20 protein-coding genes are annotated in these 22126 nt (G+C 60.2%); 16 read left to right on the plus strand and 4 right to left on the minus strand.

Annotated features, from left to right (window positions below; genetic code table 11):
* The first annotated feature begins 186 nt into the window (after positions 1-186).
* Complete coding sequence (locus tag JNM42_RS09135; RefSeq protein ID WP_294268529.1) at positions 187-1227, plus strand: type IV toxin-antitoxin system AbiEi family antitoxin; 1041 nt, start codon at positions 187-189, stop codon at positions 1225-1227.
* A 152-nt stretch (positions 1228-1379) separates the two neighbouring features.
* The gene (gene gluQRS / locus JNM42_RS09140) at positions 1380-2315 is read left to right on the plus strand and encodes a tRNA glutamyl-Q(34) synthetase GluQRS (protein WP_294268531.1); all 936 of its coding nucleotides are present in this window, start codon (positions 1380-1382) and stop codon (positions 2313-2315) included.
* Between the two features lie 211 nt (positions 2316-2526).
* On the opposite strand, the gene clsB is transcribed toward gluQRS, so the two are convergent.
* From clsB to JNM42_RS09160, 4 genes are all read right to left on the minus strand, one after another.
* Complete coding sequence (gene clsB, locus JNM42_RS09145; protein WP_294268533.1) at positions 2527-3657, minus strand: cardiolipin synthase ClsB; 1131 nt, start codon at positions 3655-3657, stop codon at positions 2527-2529.
* 19 nt (positions 3658-3676) lie between these two features.
* Positions 3677-4459 (minus strand): endonuclease/exonuclease/phosphatase family protein, encoded by a 783-nt coding sequence (locus JNM42_RS09150; protein ID WP_294268535.1) that lies wholly within the window; start codon positions 4457-4459, stop codon positions 3677-3679.
* Positions 4460-4464: 5 nt separating this feature from the next.
* Positions 4465-5562, minus strand: coding sequence for a quinolinate synthase NadA (gene nadA / locus JNM42_RS09155; protein WP_294268537.1), 1098 nt, complete (start codon positions 5560-5562; stop codon positions 4465-4467).
* Positions 5563-5636: 74 nt separating this feature from the next.
* Positions 5637-6086: a rhodanese-like domain-containing protein gene (locus JNM42_RS09160; protein ID WP_294268539.1), complete on the minus strand. Its 450-nt coding sequence runs from the start codon at positions 6084-6086 to the stop codon at positions 5637-5639.
* A 275-nt stretch (positions 6087-6361) separates the two neighbouring features.
* Here JNM42_RS09160 and glnA point away from each other — a divergent pair, with 275 nt between their 5' ends.
* The 14 genes from glnA (at position 6362) to JNM42_RS09230 (ending at position 22125) form a co-directional block, all read left to right on the plus strand.
* Positions 6362-7777, plus strand: a complete 1416-nt coding sequence (gene glnA, locus JNM42_RS09165; protein WP_294268543.1) for a type I glutamate--ammonia ligase — start codon at positions 6362-6364, stop codon at positions 7775-7777.
* Positions 7778-7937: 160 nt separating this feature from the next.
* On the plus strand, positions 7938-8441 hold the full coding sequence (locus JNM42_RS09170) for a DUF4124 domain-containing protein (RefSeq protein WP_294268545.1): 504 nt from the start codon (positions 7938-7940) through the stop codon (positions 8439-8441).
* Positions 8442-8474: 33 nt separating this feature from the next.
* On the plus strand, positions 8475-9551 hold the full coding sequence (glnL, locus tag JNM42_RS09175; RefSeq protein ID WP_294268547.1) for a nitrogen regulation protein NR(II): 1077 nt from the start codon (positions 8475-8477) through the stop codon (positions 9549-9551).
* A 162-nt stretch (positions 9552-9713) separates the two neighbouring features.
* A complete protein-coding gene (ntrC, locus tag JNM42_RS09180) occupies positions 9714-11138 on the plus strand; it encodes a nitrogen regulation protein NR(I) (RefSeq protein ID WP_294268549.1) in 1425 nt (474 codons plus the stop codon).
* 37 nt (positions 11139-11175) lie between these two features.
* On the plus strand, positions 11176-11988 hold the full coding sequence (locus tag JNM42_RS09185; RefSeq protein ID WP_294268551.1) for a biotin--[acetyl-CoA-carboxylase] ligase: 813 nt from the start codon (positions 11176-11178) through the stop codon (positions 11986-11988).
* Complete coding sequence (locus JNM42_RS09190) at positions 11985-12704, plus strand: type III pantothenate kinase (protein WP_294268553.1); 720 nt, start codon at positions 11985-11987, stop codon at positions 12702-12704. The genes JNM42_RS09185 and JNM42_RS09190 overlap by 4 nt, the downstream gene beginning before the upstream one ends.
* 77 nt (positions 12705-12781) lie before the next feature.
* Complete coding sequence (locus JNM42_RS09195) at positions 12782-13186, plus strand: DUF350 domain-containing protein (protein WP_294268555.1); 405 nt, start codon at positions 12782-12784, stop codon at positions 13184-13186.
* A 171-nt stretch (positions 13187-13357) separates the two neighbouring features.
* A complete protein-coding gene (locus JNM42_RS09200) occupies positions 13358-14410 on the plus strand; it encodes an SPFH domain-containing protein (RefSeq protein WP_294268557.1) in 1053 nt (350 codons plus the stop codon).
* A gap of 32 nt (positions 14411-14442) precedes the next feature.
* Entirely contained in the window at positions 14443-16389 is a 1947-nt protein-coding gene (locus tag JNM42_RS09205) for a DUF4178 domain-containing protein (protein ID WP_294268559.1), read from the plus strand.
* A complete protein-coding gene (locus JNM42_RS09210; protein ID WP_294268561.1) occupies positions 16390-16536 on the plus strand; it encodes a hypothetical protein in 147 nt (48 codons plus the stop codon).
* A gap of 259 nt (positions 16537-16795) precedes the next feature.
* Positions 16796-18295 (plus strand): polyamine aminopropyltransferase, encoded by a 1500-nt coding sequence (locus JNM42_RS09215; protein WP_294268563.1) that lies wholly within the window; start codon positions 16796-16798, stop codon positions 18293-18295.
* Positions 18296-18500: 205 nt separating this feature from the next.
* Positions 18501-20138, plus strand: coding sequence for an NAD(P)-binding protein (locus JNM42_RS09220; RefSeq protein ID WP_294268565.1), 1638 nt, complete (start codon positions 18501-18503; stop codon positions 20136-20138).
* A gap of 11 nt (positions 20139-20149) precedes the next feature.
* Positions 20150-20539 (plus strand): adenosylmethionine decarboxylase, encoded by a 390-nt coding sequence (gene speD / locus JNM42_RS09225; protein WP_294268567.1) that lies wholly within the window; start codon positions 20150-20152, stop codon positions 20537-20539.
* Between the two features lie 221 nt (positions 20540-20760).
* Positions 20761-22125 (plus strand): TrpB-like pyridoxal phosphate-dependent enzyme, encoded by a 1365-nt coding sequence (locus JNM42_RS09230; RefSeq protein ID WP_294268569.1) that lies wholly within the window; start codon positions 20761-20763, stop codon positions 22123-22125.
* The last annotated feature ends 1 nt before the right edge of the window (position 22126 follow it).

The following is a 22126-nucleotide window of genomic DNA, read 5'->3' on the forward strand; positions in this document are numbered from 1 at the left end:
CCCGTCCGCCAGTCCGGGTCACTCTCCGAATCACATGCTGCCCATGATGTTCAGAATGATTTGTTTGTTCACGATCCGTGAACGATAATATTTTCTGAACAGATGATTTGCCGGCGCGCCATTAATGTGTTCAAATAAAACTGCCGTTCATTAACTGTGAACGGTAAATTTTATTGAACAACGACGATGGGCAATACGATGGACTTCCCTGATCTGGCTAACCGTGTCTGTGATGCTTTCCGACAGCAGGTCGGAAAGCAGGCCAAGCTGCATGCCTTGCCTGCCACTGATGAAAACCCGCAGCCGACGCTGGTGTTCTGCCCAAAAGGTGGAAAGGCTGAGCGCATCTACGCTGCCGTGCCGGTTCCCGTACCTGATGCAGCGACAATTACCCGCCTGATTCGGGATTGGCAACGAAACACACGGAAAATAGTGATTACGCCCCATGTCACTATCGACATTGCCAACAGATTGAAAGCGAATGAAATCCCGTTTCTCGATGCCGCCGGAAATGCCTATCTCGCTGAACCGGGGTTCTTTCTGTTCATTGCTGGCTGCCCTCTTCCGGACGGGCTGGAGATTCCCAAGCCAATTCGAGCGCCACGACTTTTCAGGGGAACCGGTCTGAAAATTCTCTTCGTGCTGCTTGCACGGCCCGAGTACGTGCAGCGTCCTTATCGCGACATCGCCGAGGCGGCTGATGTTGCCTTGGGTACGGTTGCGGGCATAGTGGGCGAGATGAGGGAACTCGGTTATCTGCTTGATCTGGGCAAGAACGGCAAACGCCTGCAACAACGAGAACATCTCATCGACGAATGGGTGGGTGCCTATGCACGCGAAATCACCCGGCGTCGCAAGGTGCGCCGTTACCGCGCCGAAAATCCGGATTGGTGGAAGACCGCCGATCTCCGCCAGTTCGATGCGCTCTGGGGCGGGGATGTGGCTGCCGACCGCTTGACGGGCTATCTCAAGCCGGGTGAGATTACCGTCTATGCCAAAGGAATACCTGGTGCACTGTTGCAGGCACAGCGGATGCGGCTGGACCCGAACGGGGATGTGGCAGTAATTGAGAAGTTCTGGAACTTCCCTCCCATTGAGGCCGAAGGAGACACCGTGCCACCGCTGCTCGTCTATGCGGACCTCATGGCTAGCGGCGACCCACGCGCCATCGAAACCGCAGGATTGATCCATGAACGCTGCCTTGCCAGACCTGACGGCGCAGCTTGATCCCGTCCATCAACAGGCGCTACGCACGGTCGCCCGTGCCGCTGCACTTCGAAGCCGATGACGTAAGCCAGCGATGAATCTGCTTTGTAAAATCTCGAACTCATCGCGGGCAATAGTCTGCGTTGAAAACGCTTGCCAGCAGGCTTTTCAGAATGGATAAAGCATCCCCCGCAGCTTTGCCGGTCCCTTACCGCGGCCGCTTTGCCCCTTCGCCAAGCGGCCCGCTGCATTTCGGTTCGCTCGTTGCGGCGCTGGGCAGTTATCTCGACGCACGTGCCCACGGTGGCGAGTGGCTGTTGCGCATCGAGGACGTCGACCAGCCGCGCACGGTACCCGGAGCGGCTGACGGAATGCTGCGCACGCTGGAAGGTTTTGGCCTTGAGTGGGACGGCGAGGTCATTATCCAGAGCCGCCGCCTTGACCTCTACCACGCCGCGCTGGTCCGTATGCAACTTGATGGCGACGTCTATCCCTGTGCCTGTTCGCGTAGCGAGATCGCGGCGGCAAGCCGCCTCTCCTCGGTCGACGGCGGGCTGCTCTATCCCGGCACATGCCGGGCCGGTCTTGCCGACGGCAAAGCCGCGCGCTCCTGGCGACTGCGCGTCCCCGATCGGGAATCATCTTTCGTCGATCGCGTTCAGGGCCAAGCCTGGCAGAATCTGCAACGCGAGGTTGGTGATTTCGTCCTGCTGCGTGCAGACGGGCAGTATGCCTATCAACTGGCAGTAGTCATTGACGATGCGGCGCAGGGCGTCAATGCGGTGGTGCGCGGCGTCGACCTGCTCGATTCGACGGCCCGCCAGATCTGGCTGCAACAGCGTCTCGGCCTGCCGACGCCGAGTTACGCGCATCTGCCGGTGGTGGTCAATTCCGTCGGCGAAAAACTCTCCAAGCAGACGCAGGCGGCGGCTGTCGACCCGGCGGACGGCAGCACGGTTCTGGCTTGCGCACTGGAGTTTCTCGGACATCCCGTGCCGGTCGAAATGCATAGGGAGCCGGTGGCCGACTTCTGGCGCTGGGCGATTTCAGTCTGGTCGATGGAGCGCGTGCCGGCAGTGCGCGGCATCTTTCCGGCTCAGTGGCTGTGAATCAATCGATAAACACCTCACAATCCGTGGCCCGAGGCCAGGCTTCGCGCTCATTCCGGCGAACGCCGGAATCCAGTACCTTCCTCTGATATCAATAAATACAATTAGATAAACGAGCTGGACCACGGCTTTTGCCCCGGCGGAAACACTGCTTGAGTGCGCCGGGGTGACGAGCATGGAAATCGGGCAGTGATGATCTTTTCACAGACGCTCAGTGCTTGCCGCCATAACCGGTGAAGCCGATGGCGATGCGCAGGAGGTTGTAGCTGGCCGAGCGGAGCAGGCGGGAATACCACGGCAATCGTTGCCAGTGCTGTGGCGACAGTTCGCTGGCGCCGGCCTGCATGGCCTGGCCGAGGCTGCGGCGTAATTCTTCGGCAAATTTTCCGTCGAGGACGACGAGGTTGGCTTCCCTCGACAGCAACAGGCTGAAGGGATCGATGTTGGACGAGCCGACGGTCGCCCACTGTTCGTCGATGACCGCCACCTTGGCGTGCAGGAAGCTGTGCCGGTATTCGAAAATGCGTATCCCGGATTTCAGCAGTTTGTCATAGAGCGCCTGCGTCGCGTAATGCAGTAGCCGGTACTCGATGCGCCCCTGGAGCAGGATGCTGACCTGCACTCCGCGCTGCGCTGCCTTGTTCAGTGCGCGCCGGAAGCGTCGACCGGGAAGGAAGTAGGCGTTGGCGATCAGGATGCTGTCGCGTGCGCCGGCAATCGCTGCCAGATAGGCTTGCTCAATATCCCGACGATGCCTGATGTTGTCGCGTACGAGGAAAGCCGCCTGCTGTTCTCCGCATGGCGCCGTGGTGCTTTTTTCGACAGGCGCCAGGCGGTAACGACGCTTGAAGTTAACCCAGACGAGCACTTCCCAGAGCCGGCGCATGGTCTGCCGGATCGGCAGGAGCACCGGGCCTTCAACCCGTACCGCATAGTCGTAGCGCCCCGGCGACTGGTCAGCGGTGTTGAGGTCGTCGATGATATTGATTCCGCCGACGAAGGCGATCTCGCCGTCGATGACCGCCAGTTTGCGGTGCAGGCGGCGCAGGCGGTGGCGGCGCAGCTTGAAGCGAGCGTACTCGGGGCGATAGACCAGCGCCATGACGCCGGCGTCGGTCAGAGCGGGCATCAGCGTTGTGGAAAATGCCGGAGCGCCAAAACCGTCGACCAGAACGCGTACGTCGACGCCGCGCCGTGCGGCCGCCATCAATGCGCCGGCAACGTCCCGGCCGGTGCGGTCATCCTCAAAGATATAGCTTTCAAGATGCACTTCATGGCGTGCTTCGTCGATCGCGGTGAGCAGCGCCGGAAAAAATTCGGCACCGCTGTTCAGTAGCGTCAAGCGGTTGCCCGGCAGAAACCTAGCGTGCGTGGCCACCGGAACTGTGCCGCAGATGGGCCGAGAGCGCGGCGTGATCGGAAATTTTCGACCACGGATCGCCGCAATGCATTTCGGCGTTCATGACCGAAAAGCCGCGCACGTAGATGCGATCCAGGCGCAGGACGGGCCGCTTGGCCGGATAGCTGCGTCCCGGTGAGCCCAGGCTGCCGCAGGCGCCGCCAAAGGCTTCGGAGAGGCCGAGGCGTTGCGCCAGCAATTCGTCGGCTTCGTTTCGCCAGTCGTTGAAGTCGCCGGCAATGATCAGGGGGGAGTCGGGTTCGGCTATGTCTTCCAGATAGCGAGAAAGCGCATCCAGTTGCCGGCGTCGCGAGCGGGCAAACAGCGAGAGATGGACGCAGACACAGTGCAGTGCCTTTTTCAGCCCCGGTACCTTGATCGCGCAGTGCAACAGGCCGCGCCGCTCGAAGCGCAGGTGGGTGACATCCTGATTATGCGCATGTTCGATCGGGAAGCGCGCCAGAATCGCATTGCCGTGGTGTCCGTGGTCGTAGATGACGTTGCTGCCATAGGCCGTGGACTGCCAGACATCTTCGGCGAGAAAGTCCTGCTGCGGCTCGTCCGGCCAGTTGTCAATTCTCCTGGCATGGCGGCTATGCATTCCCTGGACTTCCTGCAGGAAGACGATGTCCGGCCCCAGCGCACGCAACTGTTCGCGCAGTTCATGCACCATCATGTGCTGGTTGAACTGCGAGAATCCCTTGTGGATGTTGTAGGTGACAACGTGGAGCTGTGTGCGTTTCATGGCGCTCACGATACCGCGAGCATCCTCTCCAGTGCCAGCCTGGCGAGCCCGGCTTCATGTTGCGGTACGCTGATCTGGTTGACCACCTTGCCTGCGGCCAGATTTTCCAGTGTCCATGCCAGATGCTGCGGGTCGATGCGCTGCATCGTCGAGCACATGCAGACGGTTGGCGACATGAACTGGACGATTTTGCCTTCGGGCTTGACCTCTTCGGCCAGCCGGTTGACCAGGTTCAGTTCGGTGCCGACCAGCCAGCGCGTGTTCGGGGCAGCTTCCCTGATCGTTTTGACGATATGTTCGGTCGATCCGACGTAGTCAGACTGCTTGCACACCTCGAAGCTGCACTCAGGGTGCGCGATGACCAGACCGTCCGGGTGCTGGTTGCGGAACTTGAGGATGTGCGCCGGCTGGAACATCTGATGCACCGCACAGTGGCCTTTCCAGAGCAGCAGCCGGGCTTTGTGGATTTGTTCCACAGTCAAGCCGCCGAGTTCGAGGTCAGGGTCCCAGACCATCATCTCGTCGAGCGGGATGCCCATCGTGTAGCCTGTCCAGCGGCCAAGATGCTGGTCGGGGAAAAACAGGATCTTCGGGCGTTGCGCGAAGGCCCATTGGGCGATCGTACCGGCGTTCGACGAGGTGCAGACAATACCGCCATGCTCGCCGCAGAACGCCTTGAGGTCGGCGGCCGAGTTGATGTAGGTTACCGGAGTGAATGCTTCCTCGGCGTTGAGTACCTCGTTCAGTTCGCGCCAGCAGCGTTCGACTTTGGCCAGATTGGCCATGTCGGCCATCGAACACCCGGCCGCCAGGTCGGGCAGAATGGCTTTCTGGTGGGGTTTCGACATGATGTCGGCGACCTCGGCCATAAAGTGCACGCCGCAGAAGACGATGTATTCGGCGTCGGCTTGCGAGGCCAGACGCGAGAGTTTTAGCGAATCGCCTGTCAGGTCGGCGTACTGATAGACATCGGCGCGCTGATAGTGGTGGCCGAGCAGGACGGCCCTGTCGCCCAGCCTGGCGCGGGCAGCGCGAATTCGTTCGTGGCAGGCGTCGTCGTGCAGTTGGTTGAATCGGTCAAAGGCGATGGTTGCGGTTTGCATGGCTTGATCTCAAATCGTGACCGTAAATGGTTTAGAAGACTGCCAGGGCAGGAATAGGTTTCAACTAAGAGACTTCAGCTTGTCCACGGAAGGCCTGCCTGGCGCCAGCCGCCGGTTTTGCCGCGTTGCCCGCTGGCGTCCTTGTCGCCCTCAAAGCCCTCAAGCACGTTGTAGCTCCCGCTGTAGCCGGCCTGGCTTGCGAGACAGGCCGCCTGGTGCGAGCGCATGCCGCTGCGGCAGATAAACATGACCAGCGCTTCCGGGTCAACCTGCTTCTTCAATTGCGCGAGGAAATGACTGTTGGGCTGATTGCTCGGGTAGCTCATCCATTCGATTTCCTCGGCGCCAGGAATGCGGCCAACCCAGTCCCACTCGGCGCGGGTGCGAACGTCGACGAGCCGGGCGCCGGGTGCCAACTGCCAGATCTCGCAGGCCTCCTTTGGCGTCAGTGCGCCGGCATAGGGTAACCCGAGTTCGCGAGCACGCGTCTGGGCGAGATTCAGGAGATCGGTCAGTTTTCCCATGGGCGGTAGCGCTATCCGGATAAAGAGATTCAAGTATAAAACACTTGCATCACGTATGCAGTTCCTTGATGTGTTTGAATATGCGCTGACATGGTGCAATCAACCAACAAATTGCACCAATTTAGTGCATATAAAATCTCTGGATTAGCCAAAATACCTTATGTCACAATTGCTGGTTCGTGGTGCATGGAGTGGCATGGTTTCTGCTAATAGCCATCGCACCTTTTTTTTCTATCTTCGCCGGAATCACCGGCACCCGCTGAGGAGACTTTGCAATGGCAAGCCCGCAAGATGTTATCAAGATGGTCAAGGAAAACGACGTCAAGTTCGTCGACTTCCGTTTTACCGATACCCGTGGCAAGGAGCAGCATGTCACCGTTCCGGTCAGCGCTTTTAGCGAAGACAAGTTTGAGAACGGCCACGCTTTCGACGGTTCTTCAATTGCCGGCTGGAAGGGGATTCAAGCCTCCGACATGCAGTTGATGCCCGACCCTTCGACGGCCTACATTGATCCCTTCTTCGACGAAACTACTCTGGTTCTGACCTGTGACGTCGTCGATCCGGCTGACGGCCGCGGTTATGACCGCGACCCGCGCTCGATCGCCAAACGCGCCGAAGCCTATCTGAAGTCTTCCGGAATTGGCGACACCGCCTATTTCGGCCCCGAACCCGAATTCTTCATTTTCGATTCGGTCGACTGGAGCGTCGACATGTCCGGCTGCAGCCTGAAAATCTATTCTCAGGAAGCGGCGTGGACTTCCGGTGAAAAGAGCGATAGCGGCGGTGGCTCGGGTCACCGTCCGACAGTCAAGGGCGGCTACTTCCCGGTTCCCCCGGTCGACAGCCTGCACGACATCCGTTCCGCCATGTGCCTGGCGCTCGAACAGCTTGGAGTGCCGGTCGAAGTTCATCACCACGAAGTAGCCACGGCCGGTCAGTGCGAAATCGGTACCCTGTTCAGCACATTGGTCAAGCGCGCCGACTGGACGCAGATCCTCAAGTACGTGGTGCATAACGTTGCGCACCAGTATGGCAAGACCGCGACCTTCATGCCGAAGCCCATCGTTGGCGACAACGGTTCGGGAATGCACGTGCACCAGTCGATCTGGAAGGACGGCAAGAACCTGTTCGCCGGCAACGGCTACGCCGGCCTGTCCGAAATGGCGCTCTTCTACATCGGCGGCATCATCAAGCACGCCAAGGCGCTGAATGCCATCACCAACCCCGGTACCAATTCATACAAGCGCCTGGTTCCGCACTATGAAGCTCCGGTCAAGCTGGCGTACTCGGCGAAAAACCGTTCCGCTTCGATCCGCATCCCGCACGTGGCCTCAGACAAGGCGCGGCGTATCGAAACCCGCTTCCCGGATCCGATCGCCAACCCGTACCTGTGTTTCACGGCGCTGCTGATGGCCGGTCTGGACGGTATCCAGAACAAGATTCACCCCGGCGATGCTGCCGACAAAAATCTCTACGATCTGCCGCCGGAAGAGGATGCAAAGATCCCGACCGTTTGCGCCAGCCTCGAAGAAGCGCTGGCCGCACTCGACAAGGATCGCGAGTTCCTGACCCGTGGCGGTGTATTCTCCAGCGACTGGATCGATGCCTACATCGAACTGAAGATGGACGAAGTCAACAAGGTTCGCATGACAACTCACCCGGTCGAATTCGACCTCTACTACAGTTGCTGATACTCCGTTAGTGCTGCATTCAGGAAAGGACGGGCTTGCCCGTCCTTTTTTTGTGCACCGAAAACAGGTGTGTTGCGTTTGTAATTCATTGGGGCATCCAATACACTGATACACGTGATTGACCCCGGAATGCTGGCTACAACCAACGAATAGGAACGCGATGAATTGCCAAAGGCTTTATTTCCCTGTCGTATTGCTCTTTCTGGCGGCGCTGCCGGTACAGGCGGATACCATGTATCAGTGCGTCGATGAAAGCGGACACAAATCGTTTTCAAACATGAAGTCCGGCCCCAAGGGAGCCAAGTGCACCCCCATGGATCTGGGTGCTCCGATTTCGGTTCCTGCAAATAGAGGGGCGACAAAAACACCGACTCCCTCCACTTTCCCGAAGGTTGATGAGAATGCGCAGAAGGCGCGCGATACCGATCGTCGGCGTATTCTCGACAGTGAACTGACGGCCGAGCAGAGGAATCTCGAACAGGCGAAGAAGGATCTCGCCGAACAGGAAGCCATCGTGTTGCCGGAAGAACGCATGCAATACAAAGGCGGTGGCGGTATCAGCGGCGGCAAGGTTGAAGAGCGTTTGCAGCCTTACCGGGACAAGGTGGCCTTGCACGAACGCAATATCGAGGCCATCCAGAAAGAAATTTCCAAACTCCGCTGATCCGGACTCAAGCAACTTTTCTGCCCGATGCGCATGCCTGATATTGTGCCCAACCCCTTTGGCGGGCTGGATCTGCTGTCCTCGCCGGTCATTCTGCTTGACAAGAGTTTTGCCATCCGTTACATGAATTCCGCCGCAGAGAATCTGCTCGCCATCAGCAGCAGAGCCGCTGTCGGATGCCGCCTCGAAAGTGTCGTTGAATGCCCCCTTGCCTTCCAGGAAGCGCTCGATAATACCTTGACGCTGGGCTGGAGCTACACCGGGCAGAGCATCAAACTTGAACGTAGCGATGGCGTGGTCCTGCATCTGAACTGTACGGTCAGCCCGACCGATACTCTTGAGGCGCGTTTACTGGTCGAGCTGTGGCCGATCGATCAGCAGTTGAAAGCAACGCGCGAAGAGCGCCTGCTTGAACAGCAACTCGCCAGCCGCGAGTTGATCCGCAATCTGGCGCACGAAATAAAGAACCCGCTGGGTGGCATTCGCGGAGCGGCACAGTTGCTCGAACATGAACTCAACAACCCAGGCTTGCGCGAATATACGCAGGTCATCATCAAGGAAGCCGACCGCCTGCAGGAATTGATGAAGCGGTTGCTTTCGCCACATCGGCCGATGCAGCCGGGTCCGGTCAATATTCACGAAATACTTGAACGAGTGCGCAGCCTGCTGTCCGCTGAATTCCCGCAAACGCTCACGGTGATCCGCGATTACGATACCAGTTTGCCCGAGTTGGTGGGCGATCGCGAGCAACTGATTCAGGCCGTTCTCAATATCGCGCGCAATGCAGCGCAGGCCATCAAGGGGCAGTCGGACAGCGTGCCCGCAACAGGGCAGATCACGCTGCGCACCCGGGTCGACCGGCAGGTCACGCTGGCCAAGCGGCGTTACCGTCTGGCACTTGAATTGCAAGTGATCGACAACGGCCCGGGCATACCTGACGATGTTCGTGAGCGCATGTTTTTTCCGCTGGTTTCCGGTCGCCAGGGAGGTAGCGGCCTCGGCCTGACGCTGGCCCAGAGCTTTGTTCAACAGCATCAGGGAACCGTCGAGTGCGAGAGTCGCCCGGGGTACACCTGCTTTACGATCCGGATGCCGCTGATTGCCGGGTGATGGCAACTGCCTGCGAAGCGTAGCCGACTTATTGCGAAACGTCGGCTTACGCTTCGCTAACCCGACCTGCCAGCTACCCATACTTTACTTTCTTGTATAGGTTGATAATGGCAAGCTATTTGCTAAAGGGTATTCATTCAATTCATGAAGTCTGGAAAATCAATGAAACCGGTCTGGATCGTCGACGACGACAAGTCGATTCGCTGGGTACTGGAAAAGACCCTGGCCCGCGAGCAGATCCCCTTCAAGAGTTTTGCCTCGGCCAGCGAAGCCCTTTCGCAGCTTGATCTGGGCGTTGAGCCCCCGCAGGTGCTGGTATCGGACATTCGCATGCCGGGCGAGTCGGGCCTTGATCTGCTGAAACAGGTGAAGGAGCGTTTTCCTTCCCTGCCGGTCATCATCATGACCGCTTACTCGGATCTGGACAGCGCGGTCGCGGCCTTCCAGGGCGGCGCTTTCGAGTACATGCCCAAGCCCTTCGATGTCGATCAGGCGATGGAGTTGATTCGCCGCGCCATTGACGAGAGCTCGCACCAGGTCGGTGCGTCGGCAGAGATCGGTCTGGTACCAGAGATTCTCGGTCAGGCACCGGCCATGCAGGAAGTCTTTCGTGCCATAGGTCGCCTGAGTCAGTCGAACGCGACGGTGATGATCACCGGCGAATCGGGTTCGGGCAAGGAACTGGTGGCACGTGCCGTGCATCGGCACAGTCTTCGTTCCGACAAGCCGTTCATTGCCATCAATACGGCAGCAATCCCCAGGGATCTGCTTGAATCCGAGCTTTTCGGCCATGAGCGCGGTGCCTTTACCGGCGCCGCTACGCAGCGGCGCGGTCGTTTCGAGCAGGCTGAGGGGGGCACGCTCTTCCTCGACGAGATCGGTGACATGCCTCCCGAATTGCAGACACGCCTGCTGCGCGTCCTTTCCGACGGTAACTACTATCGCGTTGGCGGCCATTCACCGATCAAGGCCAATGTCCGCATCATCGCCGCCACGCATCAAAACCTTGAGACGCGGGTCAAGGAAGGCCTGTTTCGCGAGGATCTGTTTCATCGGCTCAACGTTATTCGCCTGCGTTTGCCGAGCTTGCGCGAGCGCGGTGAGGATATCCCGATCCTGGCGCGTCATTTTCTTCAGAAGAGCGCGCACGATCTGGGGGTCGAGGCCAAGCGGTTTTCCGATGCGGCGCTCAGTCATCTGGCATCTCTTGATTTTCCGGGCAACGTGCGTCAGCTGGAAAACATCTGCCACTGGCTTACCGTGATGGCGCCGGGGCAGCAGGTTGATCTAGCCGATCTGCCTGCAGAACTGCGTGATTCGACACAGGTTTCCTTGGGCGTCGACTGGGAGAGCGCGCTGGCACAAGAGGTTGACCGCTTGCTGGCGGGCGATGACGGCAAGGTTCACGATAAACTGACCAACAGTTTTGAGCGTGTCCTGATTACCCGTGCGCTGGCCCATACCGGGGGGCGGCGGATCGAGGCGGCGCTGGCCCTGGGCATTGGCCGCAACACCATCACGCGCAAGATCCAGGAACTGGGCCTCGGCGCCGGGCGCAGCAACGATGCGGAGCATGCGCCGGAATAATCGGCCATAATGGCGGCATTCGATAGATGCCGTTGCAATGACTGACTCTCCTCCATCCCTGCTGATCGACCCGCTTCGACTGTCCGCCCTGCTCGGGGATGCGAACGGGCGTTTCGATGTCGATTCGCTCGCCGAGTGTGAATCGACCAGTACCCTGTTGCTCAAGCGTGCCGCACAGGGGGCGCCGGTCGGCAGCGTCATCGTTGCCGACCGGCAAACCGCCGGACGCGGCAGTCGCGGGCGGCGCTGGCTCGCCGCGCCGGGAGCTAGCCTGACTTTTTCCGTACTCTGGCGCTTCGACGGTGGTCTCGAACGGCTGGCCGGACTCTCGCTGGCAGCCGGGGTCGCCGTGGTGCACGCGCTTGATTTCTGTGGTGCTGCGGGCATTCTGCTCAAGTGGCCGAATGATATCCTGCATGACAACGCCAAGCTGGGCGGCATACTTGTCGAGTTGCAGAGCGCTCGGGATGGCGCACTCGCGGTCATCGGCGTCGGCCTCAATCTGCGCCTGCCCGACAGCCCCGTCGATTGCGAGGGTTTTGCGCTCCCTCCTGCCGCACTGGATGGAATCATCTCGCCGCTGCCGGAACGCCATGTCTTGTTCGCACAACTCCTGATCGAACTGGCTCATGTTTTTGATCGCTTCACGCAGGGGGGCTTTGCCGTGCTGCGTGATCAGTGGCAGGCGCGGAATGCCTGGCAGGACAAGCCGGTACAGGTGCTGCGCGACGGATGCCTGGAGAAGGAGGGCGTCTGCCGCGGTGCCGATATCGACGGTGCCTTGCTGGTGCAGACGGCAGCAGGCGTCGAGCGCTGCCTGTCCGGCGACCTTTCCTTGCGTGCGGCATGATCATCGCCATCGATGCCGGCAACACGCGCATCAAGTGGGGTGCCCACGACGGGACGGCCTGGCTCGCGCAAGGCGCCCTGCCGAGCACTGAAGCTGCAGGCCTAGCCGGGCTGGCCGCCGGGTGGCCGGATGCCGCACGCATTGTCGCCTGCAACGTGGCCGGCGAGGCGGTTGGAGAAGCGATCGGTGCGGCGCTCGCACCGCGCTTTGCTCAGCCGCTGTGGCTGCGCTCCAGCGCCGGGGTCTGTGGTGTGCGCAATGCTTATGAGCAGCCCGAACAACTTGGAGCCGACCGCTGGGCGGCACTGATCGGTGCCCACGGTCTGACCACCAGTGCCTGCCTGGTCGTTTGTGCGGGAACGGCGACCACTGTTGACTGGCTCGATGCCGGCGGCGATTTCCTCGGCGGCCTGATCATGCCCGGGGTTGACCTGATGCGCGCGTCGCTGGCGCGCAACACGGCGCAACTACCGCTGGCGGAAGGCGAGTTTCGCTCTGCGCCGCGCACGACCATGGATGCCATTGTCAGCGGCTGTCTGTACGCCCAGATCGGTGCCATCGAACGCATGTTCTGCGCTCTGGCTGACCAGCCGGGGGCGATCTGCCTGTTGACCGGCGGTGCCGCACAGCGCATTGCACCGCACTTGAACATACCGTGCCAACAGGTGGAGAATCTGATTCTCGATGGTCTGGTGCGTTTTGGCACTTCGCAGTAATCTTGCACATGGTGTGGCCGGATCAGTCCGGTGGCGTTTGCGTGCTGGATCCTGTTGCAGCGATTTGGAGAAATCTCATGTTGCCTAAAATGTTGTCCCTGCTGCCTGCTTTTTTGTCCTACTTCGCAGTAGCCGTGGCCTTGCTTGCCGTATTTTATCTGGTTTATGTCAACGTCACGCCGTATGACGAAATGGCCTTGATCCGGCAGGGCAACACGGCGGCGGCGGTGAGCCTCTCCGGCGCCCTGATCGGGTTTGCCATGCCGGTTGCCAACGTCATTGCCCATAGTGATACGCTGGCCGATCTTGCCGCCTGGGGAGCGATTGCCGGCGTCATACAGATCCTGACGTACCTGGTGGCGCGCTTTGCACTGCCGCATATGACCCAGGATATTCCCGCCGGCAAAGTGGCGCCGGCAACCTTTCTTGCCGGTCTTTCGCTTACCGTTGGCTTGACCAATGCGGCCTGCATGACTTATTGACCGGCAGATGCTGTTGCAAGGGCTTCAAACACGGAGAGCACAGAGAGTACAAAGAACACATAGAAAAAGGGGCTCACCGTGAGTTGGCGTTCTAGAAACAGTCCCGGTGTTCTCTTGTGTCAAGTGATGTATTCAGAATTCATACGGTAGCATTCCTTTAGGGAGATCGACATGGCACTCATGGATTTCATCAAGAAACAGTTTATCGACGTCATTCAATGGACAGAGGAAAGCGATGGCGTACTGGCCTACCGCTACCCGATGCAGGACTTCGAAATCCAGAACGGCGCCCAATTGACGGTGCGCGATTCGCAGATGGCGGTGTTCGTCAACGAAGGCCAAGTGGCCGACGTCTTCGCCCCCGGACTGCACAAGCTGACGACCCAGACGCTTCCGGTCCTGACCAACCTGAAAAACTGGGACAAGCTGTTCGCCTCGCCCTTCAAGTCCGACGTCTATTTCTTCTCGACCCGCCTGCAACTCGACCGCAAGTGGGGAACGCCGAATCCGATCACTATCCGCGACAAGGACTTCGGCATGGTGCGGATGCGTGCCTTCGGCATCTATTCGTACAAGCTCACCGATCCGGGCAGGTTCTACAAGGAAATCTCCGGAACGCGCGAGCAGTACGGCGTTGACGATCTTGACGGCCAGTTGCGCAGTCTGGTGATCGGCACCATGACCGACCTGTTCGGCGACTCGGGCGTTCCTTTCATCGACATGGCGGCCAATCAGGAAGCACTGAGCGAAGCGTTGAAATGGAAGATGAAAACGGTGTTCGAGCGCTATGGCCTTGAACTCGACAGTTTCGTCGTGCAGAACGTCTCGTTGCCGGAAGAGTTGCAGAAGATCCTCGATACCAAGATCGGCATGAACATGATCGGCGACATGGGGCGCTTTACCCAGTATCAGGTGGCTAACAGCATTCCGCTGGCGGCGCAGAACGAAGGCGGGTTGGCTGGCATCGGTGCCGGTCTGGGCGCTGGCTTGAGCATCGGGCAAGGCATGGCGCAGGCCATGACGCAAGCCATGCAGCCGGGCGCGGCACCCGCCGCAGCGGCCTTCGCACCTGCTCCTGCACCGGCCACTGCGGCTGCGCCACCCGTCAGTGCCGATGAGGTGGTCTCTACGCTGGAGAAGTTGCACGGACTGGTGGCCAAGGGCATCCTTTCGCAAGCCGAATTCGATACCAAGAAAGCCGAGTTGCTGGGCAAGCTGGGCTGAAACGACAGCTTTTCAACCCACTCCGGCCTTCCGTGAAAACCGCCAACTGTCCTTCCTGCGGCGCTCCGGTCGGCTTCCGCTCGGCGGCCTCGGTTTATGCCGTGTGCGAGTTCTGTCGCAGCACTCTGCTGCGTGATGGCGAGGATCTGAAAAACCTCGGGCGCATGGCCGATCTGATGGACGACCCGACGCTGATCCAGATCGGCAGTGAGGGAAGCTACCGCGGGCTGCACTTTGTCGTCATCGGGCGTATCCAGCTCAGGCACGAGTCGGGCCTCTGGAACGAGTGGCACATCCTCTTCGACGACGCGCGCAGCGCGTGGCTATCGGAGGCGGGAGGCGAATACGTGGTCAGTTCGCTGGTGCCGGTGACTGAAACACTGCCGGCATTCGAAACGCTGGCACCGGAAATGCAGATCAGCGTTGCCGGACGCCCCTTTACCGTCACCGATCTCGAATCGGCGCGCTGCATCTCCGGGCAGGGCGAACTGCCGTTCAGGGTCGAGGCCGGCTACGACGTCAACACCGCCGACCTGAGAAGCAGCGACCGCTTTGTCACCATCGACTACAGCGAAACGCCGCCACTGGTTTTTGTCGGCTATCCGGTGACCTTCGACGAACTCAAGCTCAGCCATCTCAAGGATTCCGCTGCGGCGACGGCGGGCGGCACGCCAAGTGTCAAGGCCCGTGCTTTCAACTGCCCGCATTGCGCGTCGCCGCTCAGTGTGCACTCCGGCGCCATTGAAAGCGTCGCCTGTGACAGTTGCGGCTCGATCATCGGCATCGACAACGAGAACGTGCAATTGCTGGCGCGCGCCGCGCAGTCGATGCGCATCGAGCCGTGGTTGCCGCTCGGCAGCAAGGGCAAGCTGCACGACATCGAGTGGGAAGCCATCGGTTTCCTGCGTCGCAGTACGCAATCGGGTGGCATAGACTTCGCGTGGTCCGAATACCTGCTGTTCAACGCCGAACAGGGCTTTGCCTGGCTGACGGAATATCAGGGGCACTGGAACTTTGCACGTACCCTGTCCAGTCCGCCGCCGGTCAGTCGCGGGCAGGCTTCATTCAAGCGCAAGGACGGTGAGTTCAAGCTGTTCAATTCTGGCAAGGCGGAAGTCGTCTACGTCGTCGGCGAATTCTACTGGCGTGTCGCCGTTGGCGAATCGTGCCTGGTCGAGGACTACATCTGTCCGCCGCTGATGCTCTCGCGCGAGGTGACTGACAAGGAAGCCAGTTGGTCGCTGAGCGAGTATCTGGAGCCGGAAGATCTGTGTGCCGCGTTCAAGATCAGCTTTACGCCGCCGGCACGGATCGGCGTCTTTGCCAACCAGCCCAACCCGCTGAGCGAACGGCATCGCGGTGTATGCCGGCTGTTCTGGAAGCTGGCGCTGGCGGCAACGCTGGTGCAACTGGCTTTCGTTTTCATATTCTCCTCGCATCTTGTCCTCAAACAGCAGGTGGTTCTTTCGCCGCACAATGAGGACGCGACGCTGACCACGCAGGAATTTACCCTGCAAAGCCGGGCGCGAACGCTGCGCGTGCGTCACAGCACCGACGTCGATAACAACTGGGTCGATATCACCACCACACTGGTCGAGAAAAAAACCGGAGAAGCCTATCAGGGCGCGCAGGAAGTCAGCTATTACCGGGGTGTCGATGATGGCGAAAGCTGGTCGGAAGGAACCAGGGACGATGCCATCGCCTTCAGGGACGTCCCGCCCGGAAACTACTACCTGACCATCGAGTACGAACTGGGCAAGGACAGGCGGGCCGCCGTGTTCGATACGATTGAAGTCGTACGCAATCCGGTGACCTGGTCCAACTATGTGCTCCTGATGATCTTTCTTGTCGTTTTCCCGCTCTATTCACGCTGGCGGCGCAATGCCTTCGAAGCGCGACGCTGGAACGAAAGCGATCTCGGCGGGGGTGATGAAAGCGAGATTGATTTTGGTGACTCGGGAAGCGATGGGGACGATTAGATGATCAAGACCAACCTCGTCATCGGGCTGCTTGCGCTGGCTTTCTTTACCCACGCCCAGTATCAGGGCTGGAACCTCTTCGAGCAAAGTGCCGCCGCACAGACTTCGCGGCTTTCAGGGAGCTCAAGCCGGGCGTATCACAAGTAAGTCCAGCATTTTATGTGCCGTGGGTGTGCCAGAAAAATCTGATTGGCATATAAAAAACAACGATTGAAGATCCCTGAATGAACCTGAAAACCTTAGTTAAGCGCGACGAATTGGCCGCAACAACAAGGTTGGCCAGTTTTTGGCCCTCACCCCATCCCTCTCCCGCAGGGAGAGGGGGTTTGCACCCTTCTCCCTGCGGGAGAAGGGCTGGGGATGAGGGCTTACGATATTGGCAGCACGCCATATTGCGGTTTTAAGGATGAATCAGGCTCTCCTCTTTTCCGTCTTCATCATCGCTTCCTGCGGCCTGGCTTACGAGCTGATCGCCGGTGCGCTGTCGAGCTATCTGCTTGGCGATTCGATCACCCAGTTTTCCACCGTCATCGGCACCTACCTGTTCGCCATGGGCATCGGTTCGTGGCTGTCGCGCTATGTCGAGCGCAATCTGGTGGCACGTTTTGTTCAGATCGAGCTGATGGTCGGCGTGCTCGGCGGGTTTTCTGCGGCGGCGCTTTTCTTCATTTTCGTCTGGTTCACGACGCCTTTCCAGGTGGCGCTGTATCTCGCGGTATTCGGCATCGGTGTGCTGGTCGGGCTGGAAATACCGCTCATCATGCGTATTCTCAAGCGCGACCTGAGCTTCAAAGATCTCGTTTCGCAGGTGCTCACCTTCGACTATCTTGGCGCGCTCGCCGTCTCCATCCTCTTTCCCTTGCTGCTGGTGCCACAGCTCGGGCTGGTACGCAGCGGCCTGCTCTTCGGCCTGCTCAACGTGTTGGTAGCACTATGGGCGCTGTGGATTTTCCGCGAGCAACTGCGCAATACCTTCTGGCTGAAGACGCAGGCCTTTGTCTCGCTTGGCGTACTGGCTATCGGCTTTGCCGCTGCCGGCCAGTTCACCTCGCTGGCCGAGGCGCACCTCTATGCCGACGAGATCGTGTACAACGAAACCTCGCCCTACCAGCACATCGTGATTACCCGCTGGAAGGACGATCTGCGCCTGTTTCTGAACAACAACCTGCAATTCAGTTCGCGCGACGAATACCGCTACCACGAGGCTTTGGTGCATCCGGGTTTGTCTACGCTGCCCGTAGCGCGACGCGTGCTGGTGCTCGGTGGTGGCGACGGCCTGGCCGTGCGCGAGATTTTGAAGTATCCGCAGGTCGAGTCAATAACGCTGGTCGACCTCGACCCGGCGATGACACAGCTTTTCTCGACGGCCGCTGCGCTACGCAAGCTTAACGAGGATGCGCTGCATTCGCCAAAGGTCAAAGTGATCAACGCCGACGCCCTGAAATGGCTGGAAGACAACGCGGAACTTTTCGACTTCGTGGTGGTGGATTTCCCCGACCCCTCCAACTTCGCCATCGGCAAACTCTACAGCGCGGCCTTCTATCGTCTGCTTGAAAAGCACCTGACGGCGGGTGCGCTGGCCGTCATCCAATCCACCTCACCGCTCTACGCCCGGCAATCGTTCTGGTGCGTCGTCAGCACACTGGAGAGCGTGGGTTTCGTTACCACGCCCTATCATGCGCTGGTGCCGTCTTTTGGCGAATGGGGCTTCGTGCTGGCCGGTCGCCGTGCCTATCGGCCCCCCGCCAGCTATGCCGTTGCAACACGCTTCCTGACGCCTGAAGCCACCCCGGCGCTGTTCCAGTTTCCCAAGGACATGGCGCGTGTCGATGCCGAAGTCAACCGGCTCAACAACCAGGTGCTGGTGCGCTACTTCGAAAGCGAGTGGCGGCAGGTCATCCGCTGAACCAGGGCGACTATGAATTTTAAAATCTACCTCTTTCGACGCAGAGTACGCAGAGACGCAGAGCGCGCCGAGAAAATCGTTGGTGTAACAGAATCTTTCCCTTCTCTGCGTCTCTGCGATCTCTGCGTTGAGAGCGTTTTGTCCTGGTTTTTCACACCCTGCCAATTTTGCTTCGCGGGCCTGCGACCGAGTTGTATGCCACGCAATGGATAGACGCGATTTCCTCGCTTCGCTGGCCGCCGCCGGTCTGGCGTCGCTGACCGGGTGCGACGCGCCGGCCAGTATCCCCTTGCCGCCAGGCGAACTGCTCGGCACGGCACTGGAAACCGGTCACCGTCTGCGCCAAAGCAATCTGCCGCCAGCGTCTGAAACCCGGCGCGTTCCGGTGCTCATTGTCGGTGCCGGCATCGGCGGACTGTCAGCCGGATGGAAACTTGCCAAAGCGGGCTTCAATGATTTCCTGATGGTCGAACTGGAAGCCGGGCCGGGAGGAAATTCCCGGGCCGGCCGCAACGAAGTCAGTGCTTACCCGCTCGCCGCGCATTACCTTCCATTGCCGACGCTTGAGGCTACTGCGGTGCGCGAGTTGCTGGCCGAACTCGGCGTCCTGCACGGCGATGCGCGTGCCGCACGCCCGATCTATGACGAACGCTACCTCTGCGCCATGCCGCAGGAGCGCTTGTACCGCAACGGCTGGTGGCAGGATGGCGTCCTGCCGCAGAACGGCGTGAGTGCTGCAGAGCGCGAACAGTACCGGCGCTTTTATGTCCTGATGGATGCCTTCAAGCAGCGACGCGATGGTCAACAGCGCGCCTTTGCCCTGCCCATGGAACTCTCCAGCCGCGCTCCCGACCTGCTGGCGCTCGACCGGCTCACCCTACGCGACTGGCTGCTGGCGCAAGGTCTGGATTCGCCACACCTGCACTGGTACGTCGACTATGCCTGCCGCGACGATTACGGAACGGGCAGCGCCGAAGTATCGGCGTGGGCCGGCATCCACTACTTTGCTTGCCGCAACGGCGAAGCGCAGGACGCGGCGAGCGACACCGTGCTCACCACGCCGGGCGGCAATGGCTGGCTGGCGGAAGGCCTGGCGCAAGGCATCAAGGCACGCGCCGGTGATCGCCTGCTGGGCGGGACGCTGGCTTTCCGCGTTGCCGAAGTGGACGGGCAGATGCACGTCGACCTTTGGCGGCCGGCAGAACAGCGCACACTGCGCGTGATCGCAGAGCAACTGATCTGGGCGGCGCCGCTCTTTCTCGTGCCTCATGTCCTTGTCGGGAACGACTCGCTGAAGGCCGCCGCCCGCCGCTATTCCCACGCCCCCTGGCTGGTCGCCAACCTGACGCTCTCGCGCTTTCCGGGGGAAAGAGCCGGCAGCGCAATGGCCTGGGACAATGTGCTTTACGACAGCCCCGGTCTGGGCTACGTTGTGGCTACGCACCAGCAGATGCGCATGCGTCCGGGCGCCACCGTGTTCACCTACTACCGTGCGCTGGCCGGCATGTCACCGCAACAGGGCAGGGCGGCCTTGCAGGACACCTCACGCGAGGCCTGGGCCGAGCAGATTCTTGCCGAACTCGAACGGCCGCATCCCGACATCCGGCAGGTGACAACGCGCCTCGATATCTTCCGCAACGCGCACGCCATGGCGCGCCCGCTACCGGGGCTGATCTGGGGTGACGCACGCCGGATGTTTGCCGCCGATGGCGCGCGCCTGCGCTTTGCCCACGCCGACGTCAGCGGCTTCTCGCTGTTCGAGGAAGCGCAGTATCGCGGGGTACTGGCGGCAGAAAGAACGCTGCGCCGAATGGGCAAAAACTTTGTAACTTCGCTAAGCTGAGAACAACTGAAATGAATGGTCTGCACCTCATCGCCGAACTCCATGACTGTCGCTGCGAGCCACGCCTGCTGCGCAGCGTCGACGCGCTGCGCGAACTGTGTCTGGCGGTGTGCATGGCACCCGGCCTGACGCCGGTCGGGCAGATCTTCCATCAGTTCGGTAGCGACGCGGAACCGGCCGGCGCCACCGGCGCGGTGATTCTCGCCGAATCGCATCTGGCAGTGCATACCTGGCCAGAACTGAACGCCGTCACGCTCGACCTCTACGTCTGCAACTTCAGTCAGGACAACAGCATCGCCGCGCGTGCCGCCTGCGGGCAACTGATCGCCGCCTTCGCCCCGAAGCGGGTGGAGAGACGCGAGGTCGAGCGCGGAACGTGCTCGAAAACACCCGCGACTTGATCTGCCCCAGCGCTATCCGCTTCAGACTTGGCAGGTCGGGTTAGCGACAGCGTAACCCGACGTTTCGCCAGCGTGTCCGGGTTATGCCTTGCGCTCTAACCTGACCTACAGGGCTCCGGTGCAATTCAAATGCAATCGCTCAAGCTACGCTTGCTGCATGACGCTCTGGCCCCGGCTATACTTGCAGCTTTCCAACCAATAACAAGTTTCAGGGAACTTCAATGGAGTCGCTTCGCTTCGTCCTGCCCCAATCCGAAATTCCGACGCATTGGTACAACGTGGTGGCCGACATGCCGAATCCGCCCTTGCCGCCGCTCGCGCCGGACGGCAAACCGGCGACGCCGGAGCAGATGGGGGCGATCTTCCCGATGGCCATTCTCGAGCAGGAAATGTCGAGCGAGCGCTGGATACAGATTCCGCAGCCGGTACGCGAAATCTATCGCCTGTGGCGCCCCTCGCCGCTGGTGCGCGCCGCGCGGCTCGAAGAGATGCTCGGTACTCCAGCCCGAATCTATTACAAGAATGAAGGCGTTTCGCCGGCCGGTTCGCACAAGCCCAATACCGCCGTGGCGCAGGCCTATTACAACAAGCAGGCGGGGATCAAACGCATTACCACCGAGACCGGCGCCGGGCAATGGGGGTGTTCGATGGCGCTGGCCGGGCAGATGTTCGGGCTTGAAGTGCGCGTCTACATGGTCAAGATCAGCTACCAGCAGAAGCCTTACCGCCGCTCGATGATGCAGACCTGGGGTGCCGAGGTGTTCGCCAGTCCGTCGGCGATGACGCAGACCGGACGCGCTGCACTGGAAAAGGACCCGGACAATAAGGGTTCGCTCGGACTGGCGATTTCCGAGGCGGTCGAGGAGGCGGCTTCACGCGCCGACACCAACTACGCGCTCGGCTCGGTGCTCAATCACGTTGCCCTGCATCAGACGATCATCGGGCTGGAAGCCAGAAAGCAGTTTGAACTCGCCGGCGACTGGCCGGACATCGTCTTCGCGCCCTGCGGTGGCGGTTCCTCGTTTGCCGGTATCGCCTTTCCGTTCATTGCCGACAATGCGGCCGGCGGGCGCAATGGCAAGCCGGTGCGGTTGGTGGCGGTCGAGCCCTCGTCCTGCCCGTCGCTGACCAAGGGCCAATATGCCTACGACTTTGGCGATGCGTCCGGCTTCACGCCGCTGATGAAGATGTTCACCCTCGGCCATGACTTCATGCCGCCGGGAATCCATGCCGGCGGTCTGCGCTATCACGGCGCTTCGCCGCTCGTCTCGCAGCTTTACAAGGAAGGGCTGATTGAAGCGATGGCCGTTCCGCAACTGGCGACCTTCGAAGCCGGCGTCAGGTTTGCCCATGCCGAAGGCATTATACCGGCACCGGAGTCGAACCATGCCATCCGTGCCGCCATCGACGAGGCGCTACGCTGCAAGGAGAGCGGCGAGGCGAAGACCATCCTCGTCAACCTGACCGGCCACGGCCATTTCGACATGGCATCCTATGACCGTTATTTCTCGGGTGAACTGGAAGACTTCGACTATCCTGAAGAAGCGATCAAGGCCTCACTGCAGCATTTGCCGAAGTTCGGCTGAC

Origin of the sequence: Propionivibrio sp. (assembly GCF_016790145.1) — a bacterium.
Taxonomy (GTDB): Bacteria; Pseudomonadota; Gammaproteobacteria; order Burkholderiales; family Rhodocyclaceae; genus Propionivibrio.